Annotated in this window: 15 protein-coding genes; 10 read left to right on the top strand and 5 right to left on the bottom strand. The window is 65.3% G+C overall.

Going from position 1 to position 12919, the window contains the following annotated elements; translation table 11 throughout:
* The 5 genes from AAG799_RS19500 to AAG799_RS19480 all read left to right on the top strand — a co-directional run.
* Window positions 1-499, top strand: a 499-nt coding sequence (locus tag AAG799_RS19500) for a hypothetical protein (protein WP_341898520.1), incomplete at its 5' end; no start/stop codon positions are given.
* A gap of 38 nt (window positions 500-537) precedes the next feature.
* Window positions 538-1314 (top strand): enoyl-CoA hydratase, encoded by a 777-nt coding sequence (locus AAG799_RS19495; protein WP_341898519.1) that lies wholly within the window; start codon window positions 538-540, stop codon window positions 1312-1314.
* Window positions 1315-1330: 16 nt separating this feature from the next.
* Window positions 1331-2503: an ATP phosphoribosyltransferase regulatory subunit gene (locus AAG799_RS19490; protein WP_341898518.1), complete on the top strand. Its 1173-nt coding sequence runs from the start codon at window positions 1331-1333 to the stop codon at window positions 2501-2503.
* Window positions 2504-2529: 26 nt separating this feature from the next.
* Complete coding sequence (locus AAG799_RS19485; RefSeq protein WP_341898517.1) at window positions 2530-3825, top strand: adenylosuccinate synthase; 1296 nt, start codon at window positions 2530-2532, stop codon at window positions 3823-3825.
* 134 nt (window positions 3826-3959) lie between these two features.
* Window positions 3960-4670, top strand: coding sequence for a hypothetical protein (locus AAG799_RS19480; protein WP_341898516.1), 711 nt, complete (start codon window positions 3960-3962; stop codon window positions 4668-4670).
* 84 nt (window positions 4671-4754) lie between these two features.
* Here the strand turns inward: AAG799_RS19480 and rpoH are convergent, their stop codons facing one another.
* Window positions 4755-5687, bottom strand: coding sequence for an RNA polymerase sigma factor RpoH (gene rpoH / locus AAG799_RS19475; protein ID WP_341898515.1), 933 nt, complete (start codon window positions 5685-5687; stop codon window positions 4755-4757).
* 213 nt (window positions 5688-5900) lie between these two features.
* Complete coding sequence (locus AAG799_RS19470) at window positions 5901-6941, bottom strand: RluA family pseudouridine synthase (RefSeq protein WP_341898514.1); 1041 nt, start codon at window positions 6939-6941, stop codon at window positions 5901-5903.
* A gap of 13 nt (window positions 6942-6954) precedes the next feature.
* Here AAG799_RS19470 and AAG799_RS19465 point away from each other — a divergent pair, with 13 nt between their 5' ends.
* Genes AAG799_RS19465 through AAG799_RS19455 form a run of 3 tightly spaced genes read left to right on the top strand, consistent with a single transcriptional unit; the run spans window position 6955 to window position 8778 of the window.
* On the top strand, window positions 6955-7302 hold the full coding sequence (locus AAG799_RS19465; RefSeq protein ID WP_341898513.1) for a hypothetical protein: 348 nt from the start codon (window positions 6955-6957) through the stop codon (window positions 7300-7302).
* Window positions 7299-7742 carry a M67 family metallopeptidase gene (locus tag AAG799_RS19460; protein ID WP_341898512.1) on the top strand — a complete coding sequence of 148 codons (444 nt, stop codon included), beginning with the start codon at window positions 7299-7301 and terminating at the stop codon, window positions 7740-7742. Before AAG799_RS19465 ends, AAG799_RS19460 begins: the two co-directional genes overlap by 4 nt.
* Window positions 7743-7746: 4 nt before the next feature.
* Entirely contained in the window at window positions 7747-8778 is a 1032-nt protein-coding gene (locus AAG799_RS19455) for a low specificity L-threonine aldolase (protein ID WP_341898511.1), read from the top strand.
* Window positions 8779-8791: 13 nt separating this feature from the next.
* Here AAG799_RS19455 and AAG799_RS19450 read toward each other — a convergent pair whose 3' ends face one another.
* Window positions 8792-9712: a LysR family transcriptional regulator gene (locus AAG799_RS19450; RefSeq protein ID WP_341898510.1), complete on the bottom strand. Its 921-nt coding sequence runs from the start codon at window positions 9710-9712 to the stop codon at window positions 8792-8794.
* Between the two features lie 114 nt (window positions 9713-9826).
* Here AAG799_RS19450 and AAG799_RS19445 point away from each other — a divergent pair, with 114 nt between their 5' ends.
* Both AAG799_RS19445 and AAG799_RS19440 read left to right on the top strand, forming a co-directional pair.
* On the top strand, window positions 9827-10078 hold the full coding sequence (locus AAG799_RS19445) for a hypothetical protein (RefSeq protein WP_341898509.1): 252 nt from the start codon (window positions 9827-9829) through the stop codon (window positions 10076-10078).
* Between the two features lie 93 nt (window positions 10079-10171).
* Complete coding sequence (locus AAG799_RS19440) at window positions 10172-10966, top strand: class III extradiol ring-cleavage dioxygenase (RefSeq protein WP_341898508.1); 795 nt, start codon at window positions 10172-10174, stop codon at window positions 10964-10966.
* Window positions 10967-10995: 29 nt separating this feature from the next.
* Here the strand turns inward: AAG799_RS19440 and AAG799_RS19435 are convergent, their stop codons facing one another.
* The gene (locus AAG799_RS19435) at window positions 10996-11532 is read right to left on the bottom strand and encodes a hypothetical protein (protein WP_341898507.1); all 537 of its coding nucleotides are present in this window, start codon (window positions 11530-11532) and stop codon (window positions 10996-10998) included.
* Window positions 11533-11569: 37 nt separating this feature from the next.
* On the bottom strand, window positions 11570-12919 hold a 1350-nt coding region (locus AAG799_RS19430; protein WP_341898506.1), incomplete at its 5' end, for a tetratricopeptide repeat protein.

Below are 12919 nucleotides of genomic sequence, written 5' to 3'. Positions count from 1 at the left end.
CCTCCAGGGCTTCCAAAAAGCGCCCCGACCTGCCAAATTCCCGGCCATGTTCCGCCCCGGCTGGAGGTGTTTCCCGGTCCCGGCGCTAGCTGCACTTTTCGTCCTGGCCACACCCCTTATGGGCGGTGTCGTCATCGGCGGTCTGGCGCTGGCGGGGATTCGTGCAAGCCTTTCAGAAGCCCTTATCCCGGGCGCCCGGGCGGCGGCCGGTTTTCTCTCCATATCCGAAGATGTGCCGCTGATGCCCGGCCTGGCCGAAAACGCCGATGCCGCCGCCGTCTTCGACAAGCCATCCGGCCGCATTGCCAATGCCGAGGCCAAGGGGGCGGTCACGGCCGCCGCGGTGCGCCAGTTTTATTCCGCCACCCTTCCGCAGCTTGGTTGGCAGGCGCTGGGCGCGGAACAGTATCGTCGCGAGCGCGAACGGTTGCGCTTCAGTTTTGCCGGCCGCGACGGAGCGCTGACCGTGCGCTTCGAACTGTTGCCCGATCAACAGTAGCTTGGCAGCAATACCTTCAGAAACCAGAGGAAACAGTCATGTCCTACGAGAACATCCTGGTGGAGACGCGCGGCCAGATCGGCCTGATCACGCTGAACCGGCCCAAGGCGCTGAATGCCCTGAATGCCGCGCTGATGCAGGAACTGACCCGCGCCCTGGATGCTTTCGAGGCCGATGATGCCATTGGCTGCATGATCATCACCGGTTCGGAAAAGGCCTTTGCCGCCGGCGCCGATATCAAGGAGATGCAGTCCAAGACCTATATGGATGTTTACAAGGAAGACTTCATCACCCGGGACTGGGAACGCGCCGCGCGCTGCCGCAAGCCGGTGATCGCGGCCGTGGCGGGCTATGCGCTGGGCGGCGGCTGCGAACTGGCGATGATGTGCGATTTCATCATTGCTGCCGATACGGCGAAATTCGGCCAGCCGGAAATCAATCTTGGCACCATTCCCGGCGCCGGTGGCACCCAGCGCCTGACGCGTTTTGTCGGCAAGTCCAAGGCGATGGAAATGTGCCTCACGGCCCGCATGATGGATGCCGAGGAAGCCGAACGCTCGGGCCTGGTCAGCCGTGTTGTGCCTGCAGCCGAACTGCTGAACGAGGCGATCAAGGCGGCCGAGAAGATCTGCGCCCTGTCGCGCCCGATCGTGATGATCGCCAAAGAATCGGTCAATCGCGCCTATGAAACCACGCTGGCCGAGGGTATCCGTTTCGAGCGCCGGGTCTTCCATTCCACCTTTGCCACCGAAGACCAGAAGGAAGGCATGAGCGCCTTCGCCGAAAAGCGCAAAGCCGACTTCAAGCAGCGCTGAACAGGACGATCAGACCATGGCCCCGCGCGGACGCAATCCAGCGAATGACAGTGACGCCAGTGCAGCCGCCGGCCTGCTGCCGGCCGGTTTGCGCGATGTGCTGCCGCCGCGCGCCGAATGGGAAGCCCAGGCCAGCGAGAAGCTGATCGCCAGCTTCGCCGCCCATGGCTATCTGCGGGTCAAGCCGCCGCTGATCGAATTCGAGGAAACCCTGCTGGCCGGGTCGGGCCAGGATCTCGCCGGTCAGATGTTCCGCGTCATGGACCCGGTGTCGCAGCGCATGATGGGCCTGCGTACCGACATCACCCTGCAGGTGGCGCGCATCGCCGCCAGCCGCATGAAAGATTCGACGCGGCCCGTGCGGCTGGCCTATGCCGGCCAGGTGCTGCGCGTGCGCGGCACGCAATTGCGCCCCGAACGCCAGTTCGCCCAGGCCGGCGTCGAGCTGATCGGCTCGGATGCGCTGGCCGCTGATGTGGAAGTGGCTGTGCTGGCCGCCGAAGCCGTGGCGGCGCTGGGTGTCGGCGGGCTGTCGCTCGACATCACGCAGCCCCTGCTGGCGCCGGCGATCATCGAAGCGCATGGCCTGGAGCCGAAACAGGCCCGTGCCGCGCGGCGTGCGCTGGATCGCAAGGATGCCGCCGAGCTGAAGGCTGTCGGTGGTGCTGCGGCACCCACGCTGCTGAAACTTCTGGCGCTCACCGGCCCGGCGCAGGCGGCCCTCGATGGCCTGAAGAAACTGAAGCTGCCGGCAGCCGCGGCAAAGATTGTCGCCGATCTCGACAGGCTGGTGGCCGAGGTTTCGGCAGCGGCTCCCGATCTGCTGGTCACACTCGATCCCGGCGAATTCCGCGGCTTCGAATATCACACCGGCATTGCGTTTACGCTGTTTGCCCGCAATGTGCGAGGCGAGCTGGGCCGTGGCGGCCGCTACACCGCGCCCGCCGGTGAAACCGCCACCGGTTTCACGCTTTATCTCGACAGCGTGATGCGCGCCCTGCCGCCGCAGCCGGTGCCGCAGCTGGTTTATCTGTCCTATGGCACGCCGCGCGCCGTGGCGGCAAAGCTGCGCCAGGATGGCCGCGCCACCTGGGCCGCGCTGGCGAAGGAAAAAGGCGATATCAAGATGGCGGCCAAGGCCGCCGGGTGCAGTCATTGGTGGGACGGCAAGGCCGTCCAGTCCGTCTAATCCGTTTCGCGTGAAGGATCGTTGAGATGAGCAATGTGGTCGTGGTCGGCGCCCAGTGGGGCGACGAGGGCAAGGGCAAGATCGTCGACTGGCTGTCGTTGCGCGCCGATGTCGTGGTGCGGTTCCAGGGCGGGCATAACGCCGGCCATACGCTGGTGATCGGCAACAATGTCTACAAGCTGTCGCTGCTGCCGTCGGGCATCGTGCGCCGGAACAAGCTGGCGGTGATCGGCAATGGCGTGGTGGTCGATCCCTGGGCGCTGTTTGCCGAGATCGACAAGCTGCGCGGCCAGGGCGTGGAGATTGGCGAGCACAACCTGAAAGTGGCCGACAATGCCGTGCTGATCCTGCCGCTGCATCGCGAGCTGGATGGCCTGCGCGAGGATGCCACCGATGGCGGCGTCAAGATCGGTACCACGCGGCGCGGCATCGGCCCGGCCTATGAAGACAAGGCCGGCCGTCGCGCCATCCGGGTCTGCGATCTGGCCGATGCCGAAACGCTCGGCCGCAAGGTCGATGGCCTGCTGTCGCATCACAATGCCCTGCGCCGCGGGTTTGGCATCGAGCCGGTGGACCGCGCCGCGCTGCTCAAGCAGCTGGCCGAGATCGCGCCGAAAATCCTGCCCTATGCCGCGCCGGTCTGGCGCGACCTGGATGAAGCCCGCCGCGCCGGCAAGCGCATCTTGTTCGAGGGCGCGCAGGGCTCGCTGCTTGATGTCGATCACGGCACATACCCGTATGTCACATCGTCCAACACCATGGCGGGCTCGGCCTCGGCCGGTTCGGGCCTGGGGCCGGGGTCGCTCGGTTATATCCTCGGCATCGTGAAGGCCTATACCACCCGCGTCGGCGAAGGCCCGTTCCCCACCGAACTGACCGACGATATCGGCCAGTGGCTGGGCGAAAAGGGCCATGAATTCGGCGTGGTGACCGGGCGCAAGCGCCGCTGCGGCTGGTTCGATGCCGTGCTGGTGCGGCAGACCGTGAAGCTGAACGGCATTCACGGCATCGCGCTGACCAAGCTGGATGTGCTGGACGGCCTGAAGGAACTGAAGATCTGCGTCGGCTATGACGTGAACGGCAAGGTGCTGGATTATTTCCCCGCCGGCATGGGCGACCAGGCCGCCGCCAAGCCGGTCTACGAGACCATGGAAGGCTGGAGCGAAACCACCAAGGGTGCGCGCAGCTGGGTCGACCTGCCGGCCACGGCGGTGAAATATGTGCGCCGGATCGAGGAGTTAATCGGTGCACCGGTGGCGCTGCTGTCGACGTCGCCGGAGCGTGAAGACACCATCCTGATGAAGGATCCCTTCGAAGACTGATCGCGGCGCAGTTGTAGCTGTGGATAAATCGGCGTTACTGAAAAGTAATGCCCTATTATCGAGCCGTAACCTGCCGCAAAGCCACTGCCCGGACGACACTGCAGCCATCGAGTTTGCAGACCCGGGAGGGGTTGATGCTCAGGACGCAGGAAGCAGCTTTATATACATTCGGCCATGACGGCATGACCGCTCTGTGCGAGGCGATCTGCCTCGATGCCGTCGAGGTCGCTGCCGCCACGCGCGTCAGCATCTGGTTCTTCGACGACAGCGGTGACATGATCTGCAAGCGCCTGCTCGACTCGCGCGACGGTCGTTTCACTGAAGGTGCCGTGATCCCGCGTTCGGCCACCGTCGCCTATCTCGATGCCGCCGCCCGCGGCCTGGCCTCGATGCAGACCGACAACGCTCCCGAATTGCCAAGCGACAATCCGTCTGCCCGCGATCAGGTGCAGGCCCGCATCGATCTTCTGCTGGTGGATTCCAACAACAGCCCGGCGGCGATTTTCCGCTGCGAGCGTTGCGACACCGCCCAGGAATGGCGGCCGCGCGATATCACCGTGCTGCGCAACCTGGCCCAGACACTGGCCACCGCGATCCGCCGCCACAGCCAGCGCTACAATGCTGAACAGGCCATTCCGGCGGTGCCCTCGGTTGCCCTGTCGGCCATGGGTTCTGCCCGCCAGAATCTGGACTGGCTGCGCCGCGGCACCGAACCGTCGATTTGGCTGCAGTCGATGACGACTGAGGCCGCCTTCGATGCCCTCGGCCTGCATCCGCCGGTGCCGGGTCTCGAGCCGCTGGCCAGTGATCTCTTCACCGATCTCGACGACGACGACATGTTCTGAGATCAGGTTTTCCGGGTCGATTTTCCGACTCAGTACGCAAGAGCGCGCCGCAAGAAATGCGGCGCGCTCTTTTTTTACCTGCGGTCAGGCGGTCGCCTGGCCTTCGATCTGGCCCATGCCGGCCTGGGTGCTGATGCCCTGCTCCAGGGCGGCATTGCGCACGGCTTTTTGCAGCTTCTCGAAGGCCCGCACCTCGATCTGGCGCACGCGCTCGCGGCTGATGCCGTAACGCGTCGAGAGATCTTCCAGGGTGGTCGGCTCCTCGGTCAGGCGCCGTTGCATCAGAATATCGCGCTCGCGCTCGTTCAACTGCTGCATGGCAGTGGCCAGCAGCTGTTTGCGGCTGTCGAATTCATCGCCTTCCACCAGACGGGTTTCCTGGTTCGGCGTCTCGTCCACCAGCCAGTCCTGCCACTCGCTGCTGCCCTCTTCATCGCCGCGCAAGGGTGCGTTCAGCGAATGGTCGGGCGCCGCCAGGCGGCGGTCCATGGTGATGACCTCGTCCTTGGTGACGGCGAGCTGGGTGGCGATCTTTTCCACCTGCTCCGGCGTCAGCTGGCCGCCATCGATCGCCTTCATCTGGCCGCGCAGGCGGCGCAGGTTGAAGAACAGCTTCTTCTGGGCCGCCGTGGTGCCGATCTTCACCAGCGACCAGGACCGCAGGATATATTCCTGGATCGAGGCGCGGATCCACCACATGGCATAGGTCGAGAGACGGAAGCCCTTGTCGGGATCAAAGCGCTTGACCGCCTGCATCATGCCGACATTGCCTTCGGAGATCAGTTCGCCGACCGGCAGGCCGTAGCCGCGATAGCCCATGGCGATCTTGGCCACCAGGCGCAGATGGCTGGTCACCAGCTTATGCGCCGCGTCCACGTCGCCATGGTCACGCCAGGCCTTGGCCAGCATGAACTCCTCCTGCGGCTCCAGCATCGGGAAGCGGCGGATATCGGACAGATAGCGGGATAACCCTCCCTCGAGAGAGGACAGGGCAGGCAGGCTGGCAGTGCGAGACATCGATGTAACTCCCCCGGCCGGGCCCTTTGCTTTGGCACCCGACCCAGTGTGAGAAATGGTAGGCGTGTCTTTCATTTGCAATGAGGAAAGCGGCCAATTGCGGCGGAAGTACGGCTGCCGGACCGGACTGTGCCGGCGGTCACAGTCGCGGAATTTACCAGAAAATTAGGAAAATCCATTCATGCCGGTCAAGGCCGGCCGGCAGTTTGCCGGTCAGCGCGGCGTCGAGCGCTGGGTGGAGAGCAGTTTCAGCAGGGTGGCGAAATCCGCCGGCAGCGGACTTTCAAACCGCAGGCTCTTGCCGCTGACCGGATGGCGGAAGCCCAGGGTGGCCGCGTGCAGCGCCTGGCGCTTGAAACCGAGCAGGGCGGCGCGGGCCGGGTCGCTGAGCTGGAAGCGCTGCAGGTTGCGGGCGCGGCCATAAACCGGGTCGCCGATCAGCGCATTGCCCTTGGCGGTCATGTGGACGCGGATCTGGTGCGTGCGCCCGGTTTCCAGGGTGCAGCGGACCAGGGCGCAGACCGGCTGGCCGCGGGCATCGAAAATCATCTTCTGCGTGGCGTAATGCGTGATCGCCGGCTTGCCGCCGCGCGCCACCATGGCCATGCGCTTGCGATCCTTGGGGTCGCGGCCGATGGCGCCTTCGATGGTGCCCTGCAACGGGTTGGGATGGTCCCAGACCAGGGCATCGTAGCTGCGTTCGATGTCATGCTCGGCAAACAGTGCGGCCAGCGCATGGTGGGCACGGTCGGTCTTGGCCGCCACCACCAGGCCCGAGGTATCCTTGTCGATGCGGTGCACGATGCCCGGCCGCTTCACGCCGCCGATCCCCGACAGGCTGTCGCCGCAATGGTGCAGCAGGGCATTCACCAGCGTGCGGTCGGGATTGCCCGGTGCCGGATGCACCACCAGGCCGGCCGGCTTGTCCACCACGATCAGCTGGTCATCCTCGTAGACCACGGTGAGCGGGATATCCTGCGCCTGTGGATCGGCCGCCACCGCGCTGGGCTCGCCCACCACATAGAGTTCGCCCGGTTTGATCTTGCGGGAGGGGTCGGTTATCGTCGCGCCATCTAGACGAACCTGACCATCGAGGATCAGAGACTTCAGCCGCGAGCGCGACAGCGAGGCCCCGGACTCGGCCACGGACAGCTGCTCGGTCAGCACGGCGGCCAGATAGCGGTCGAGCCGTTCGCCGGCCGCTTCGGGCGGCACCGGCGGCAGACTGTGCTGGATGGTGGCGGGTTCGGACATCGGAGTGTTTTACATGGTCGAGCAGACGACGGAAGAGTCGACGACGAGGATACGGTGGTTGAAGGCCACCGTCATCGGTCTGGGCGTCATCTTCCTTGGCCTTGCCGCCCTGCTGATCGTGCTGATCATGACCGGTGGGCCGAAGCGCACCGCCACCAGCGGCACGGCGGCGCCGCGCAGCGTTGTGGTGGAAGACCTGGAATTCAGCCTGCCGCGCAACAGCCGCGTGGCCGAAGTGTTTGCCACCGGAAACCGCATCATCCTGCGGGTGCGGCTGGCCGATGGCACCGAGCGGCTGTATGCGCTGGATGGCGAAACGCTGAAGCCGTTGGGCAGCATCACGGTGAAAGTCGAGAAGTGACCGCCCTGCGGCTGAGCGTGGCGCAGCTGGCGCGCCTGGCCGAGCTGGGACAGGCCGCCTGGCCGCGCGAGGCCTGTGCCCTGCTCGTCGGCCATGCGGATGGCGATGCGCTGCAGGTGACCGAGGTCGTACTGGCGAACAATATCTCCACCGATCCCGACCGAGAATTCGAACTCGATCCGGCCGTGCATTTCGCCACCCTGCGCCGCCTGCGGGATGATCCGGCGCGAACCAATTCCATTATTGGTCACTGGCATAGCCATCCGAATGGCCGTGATGCGCCCTCTGCAAAAGATGCCGCCATGGTGAGCGATCCGGGACTCGTCTGGCTGATCTCGGCCGTGCATGATGGCCGGGCCCTGGCCCCGCGCGCCTTTCGCGCCATCAGCCAGGAGACCGGTTTCGCCTTTCTCCCTTTGACGATCGAACAGCAGGATTAGCGCAATGGATTTTCGCAGCGACAACGTGGCCGGCGCGGCGCCCGAGATCATGACCGCACTGATGGCGGCCAATACCGGCACTGAGTCGTCTTATGGTGCCGATCAGTGGAGCGTCGAACTGGATGCCGCCTTCTCGGTCCTGTTCGATCACGAGTGCAAGGTGTTTCCGGTTGCCACCGGCACGGCTGCCAATGTGCTGTCGCTGGCGTGCATCACGCCGGGCCATGGCGCGATCTACTGCCATCAGGACAGCCATATCGTTACCGATGAATGCAACGCGCCGGAATTCTATACCGGCGGCGCCAAGCTGGTGAATGTGCCGGGCGAGAATGGCAAGATCGACCTCGCCGCGCTGGATGCCGTGCTGGCGCTGGGCTGGAAGGGCTCGCAGCATAACCCGCAGCCCTCGGCGGTCAGCATCACCCAAGCCACCGAAGCCGGCACCGTCTATTCGCCCGATGAAATCGCCGATATCGCCCATCGCTGCAAGGCGCATGGCATGAAGCTGCATATGGATGGCGCGCGGTTTGCCAATGCCGTCGCCGGCCTGAATTGCGCACCGGCGGACCTCACCTGGCGCGCCGGCGTCGATGTGCTCAGCTTCGGCGCCACCAAGAATGGCGCGATGGCGGCCGAAGCAGTGGTGTTCTTCAAGCCCGAGCTGGCCGAGAGCTTCCTGTATCGCCGCAAGCGCGGCGGACATCTGTTTTCCAAGTCGCGCTTCCTGTCGGTGCAGCTGCTCGCCATGCTGGAAAACGGCCTGTGGCTGCGGCTGGCACGCGCGGCCAATGCCCGCGCGCGCGAACTGGCCGATGGCCTTGGCCGGCTGCCCGGTGCGAAAGTGGTGTGGCCGGTGCAAGCCAACGAGGTGTTCGTGAAACTGCCGGTCGCGGCGGCAGAGGCGATGCGTCAGCGCGGCGCGCTGTTTCACACCTGGAGCGAGGCTGACAGCCTGTATCGCTTCGTCTGCTCCTTCGACAAGACGGCTGAAGACACGGCGGCGCTGGTGCAGGCGGCCGAGGCTGCGCTGCGATAATGGCTGCGCTGGTCTAGGCGCCGGGCTGCATCAGCCAGGGTGGCGCCGGCATGAAGCGCTCGACCAGATAATCGGCAAACACACGCACTTTTGCGGCCAGATGCTTGCGGGCGGGATAGACTGCGTGAACCGGCCGCAGGATATCGGCGGTGTGATCGGCCAGCACCGGCACCAAGCGACCGGTTTCAATGAAGGGCTTGATGCCGAAATCGGCGGCGTAGCAAAGCCCGACGCCGTCGAGCAGCAGGCGCAATACCGCATCGCCATTGTTGCTGCGGAAGTTGCCATGCATCGCCAGACGCTCGATGCTGCCGTCGGCCTTGCGGAATGGCCATTCGTTCAGGCCTTCTGGACCGTCGAATAGCAGGCAGTTATGCCGGGTCAGATCTGCCGGCGTCTGCGGCATGCCATGGCGTTCGAGGTAAGACGGCGCGGCACAGATGATGCGGCGGTGGTCGCCCAGCTTGCGCGCGATCAGCGCGTCATCGCGCAGTTCGCCGAGCCGAATGCCCATGTCATCGCCTTCGCTCACCAGATCGACCGTGTGGTCGGCGAAGGTGAGACTGACCTGCACCTTGGGATAGCGCGCGAGGAAGTCGGGGATCAGCGGCACGATCTGGGTCATGCCGAAGCCATGCGCAACGTTGACCCGCAGCTGGCCGCGCGCCTCGGCTTCGGCGCCGCCGATACTGGCTTCCACCGCATCGACATCGGCCAGGATCGCCCGTACCTGTTCGGCATAGACGCGACCCTCGGCGGTCAGGCTGACGCGGCGCGTGGTCCGCTGCAGCAGCCGGGCGCCCAATCGGTCTTCCAGCCGGGAGATCAGCTTGCTGACGGCGGACGGGCTCAGGCCCAGCACCTTGGCGGCCTCGGTGAAGCCGCCCTGGTCCACCACCTGCACAAAGGCTTCCATTTCCCCGTAACGGTTCATGAGGGCTCTATTTATGAATTAAAGTCATCAAATACTGCCATAATACTGTATTAATGAAAAGTGCAGTGCGGGATAGAGTTTGCCTCAGCCACCCAGCAGAGGAAGGCCTCCCCCATGACCTACAGCACCACCCAGTCCACCAACCTGATGACCGACATCGACAAGCGCTTCGACATGAGCGCGGCGGTGTCCCCGGTCCGTTACATCTCGGCCGATGAAATGGCCTATCTGCGCGCCCGCGCCGTCACCCTGCGGTCGGAGGCCAGCCTGGCCTTCTTCCAGACCATCGCCGCCAAGCTCGCCGGCCTGTTCCGCAGCCGCGCGGCCGAATGGTCGGCGCCGGCCGGTACCGTTACCGCCAAGTAAGGCGTCACCAGCCGGTAACGCCTTGCGGCTTTGCCGCGGCTGACTTAGGTGAACGCTGCGCCGTCATTTCAGATGGCGCAGCGGAGTTTCCCGATGTCAGCCCAGTCCCAGCGCCTGCCCGCCGTCTTCATCAGCCATGGCTCCCCTATGCTGACCCTGGAGCCGGAGCGTCCGGCGCATCAGTTCCTGCGCAGCGCCGCCACCCAGTGGCCGCGGCCGCAGGCGATCCTCGCCATCTCGGCCCACTGGGAAACCGAATGGCCGGAAGTTGGCGCCACGGCAAAACCCGACACCATCCACGACTTCTACGGTTTTCCCCCGGCGCTGTATCAGATGCACTATGACGCGCCCGGTGCGCCGCCGCTGGCCGCCCGCATCCACGGCCTGCTGGAAGCCGCCGGCTTCAAGACGGTGCTTGATCCGGCGCGCGGCCTCGATCACGGCGCCTGGTCGCCGCTCACGCTGGTCTATCCCGCCGCCGATATTCCGGTGCTGCAGCTCTCCATCCAGTCGCATCGCGATCCGGCACATCATCTGGCGCTGGGGCGCGCGCTGGCGCCGCTGCGCGATGAAGGCGTGCTGATCATGGCGACCGGGTCGATGACGCATAACCTGCGCCTGCTGGATCGCAGCGACAGCGGCCCGCCGGCCGACTGGGCGATGGCCTTTGCCGACTGGATGGCGCAGAAGCTGGAACAGCGCGACGATGCTGCCCTGCTGGATTATCGCCAGCAGGCACCGTTTGCCGCGCGTAACCATCCCACCGATGAACATCTGCTGCCGCTGTATGTGGCGCTCGGCGCGGCAACGCCGGGCGCACCGGCCAAACGCATGCATGCCAGCTTCGCGCTGGGCGCGCTGGCGATGGACAGTTACAGCTTTACCTGAAGCGTCTGGTTACCTGAGGTGACGGGCTTTCAGCGACCGATGTCGATCAGCAGTCGCACCATGACCACGTCAAGCACGACGATATACAGCAGCATCGCCAGAAGCATGAAATAGCGGTGAATGTCGCCGCTCAGCTTCGGCTTGCGGCGCAACGCGCTGCGCGCGAAGTTGGAAAAATCCGCCGCCAGATATGCCATCTTTGCATGCTCGTTGGCCTGCCAGGATTGCAGCATGGCGATCACCACCACGCTGAAGATGCCAACGAAGACCAGGAAGCCGGCGACGAAGCGCGCCACATCATGGGCAAAGGGCGCAGCAATGCCGATGGCGACCAGCGACAGGCCGAGGATGGTGAAATACTGCAGCACGCGCCATTGCTGGTCCTTGGCGAACAGCACGTTGCGGGCGGCCGCGTCGTAGAGCAGGCGGTATTCGGCATGGGTGATGTCGTCCAGCTCGCTGGCCGCAAGCTGTTCCTTTTCCGCGGCCTCGTCATTGGGCGCGGGGGTATTTGCTTTCGGTGCGAGCGGGCGCGGTGGGGCGCCGGGTTTGGGCGGAACGGCCATGGCCCCAGTCTAGGCCGTTCTGACAGTGCCGTGAAGTCTATATGGCCATGAAGTCTATATAGGTGTCGGCCAGCGTGACCCGGAAGTCCAGCGCATCGCCGGGTTGCACGGCGCGATCGGCCGGCAGCCAGCACACCGCCTGGCCCCAGTGCCGCATGGCGCCGCCGGGCCCGGTGGACAGCATGATGGCCTCGTCGAGCCAGAGTTCGAACCAGAAGACCAGGGCCTGTGCCGTGCCGGCCCGGGCGATCGGGGCTGACCAGGCCAGGCTCTGCGGCCGGGTCCAGTCGGGCGGGCTGGCAAAGTCGATGCGCTGCACCGGCAGCACCGCGCTCAATGCCGTATGCGCTTCGTGATCCAGCCGCACAGTGCCATGGGCGGAGCGGTTGCGGAATTTATCGAAAGCCGAAAGGTCGAAGCCGCTCAGATTGCGCAGCGGATTGACCAGGCGCTGCTGCGGCAGGGTCACGATCTGTGCCACGACCTGCGCGGATGCCGGAATGATTGTCGCGCCGGGCCGGGCCAGGCGCTTCAGCGCATCACGGCTGGTCGGCAGCATGCCTTCGCCGATCAGGCCGGCATCCAGCACCTCCGCCACCACCAGATCGGCCGCAGCCGCCATATCGGTGGCGGGGTCCAGTTCGGTCGAGCGCTTGGCGATGACCTGGATCCGGTCGGCATAGTCGTTGGCGGCGACGATCTCGCGGGCGGTGCCGGCGATCAGCGGATGCGCCTCGCAGGCGATCACGCGTTTCGCGCCGGCCCGCGCCGCCATCATCGCCAGCAGGCCCGACCCGGTGCCGATATCCAGCACGACGGTTTCCGGCGTGATGGCTTTTTCCAAGGCGGCCTGAAACGCATCGTTGCGTGCCATATCGGCCAGCATCGGGAAATGCCAGCCGGGAATGGCGCCGCTCAGCAGCGCCGACAGTGCCTCCTGCACCTCGGGCAGTTCGGGCGCCAGTTTTGCTGCCGCCTGGAAGGCCGTCGTCGCGGTGGCACTGTCGCCCAGTTCGCGGGCTGACTGGCCGATCGCCATATGGGCGGCGACCAGACCGGCATCGTGCTTCAGCGCCATCTGCAAGGCGGCAATCGCCTCGCGAAACCGATGTCGCTTCTGGAAGGCAAGGCCGAGATTGAGATGGGCGAGGGCAAGATCGGGCTGCTGCCGCGCCGCCTCCGCATAGGCGGCGATGGCGCCGTCGAGATCGCCCGAGAGTTCGAGCGCGACGCCCAGGTTGATACGGGCGCCGATGAACTGCGGCTGGCGCTCCAGCAGCTGGCGATACTCCACCGCCGCCGCGGCATGCGCGCCACTTTCGCGCAGCAGGTTGGCCAGGTTGAACTGTGCCTCGATGAAGCCGGCACGCAGGCGCATGGCCTGGCG

This window comes from Ferrovibrio terrae, assembly GCF_943371255.1.
Classification (GTDB): domain Bacteria; phylum Pseudomonadota; class Alphaproteobacteria; order Ferrovibrionales; family Ferrovibrionaceae; genus Ferrovibrio; species Ferrovibrio terrae_B.
The sequence above is the reverse complement of the archived record's forward strand: the minus strand, read 5'-3'. Positions and strand labels throughout refer to the sequence as shown.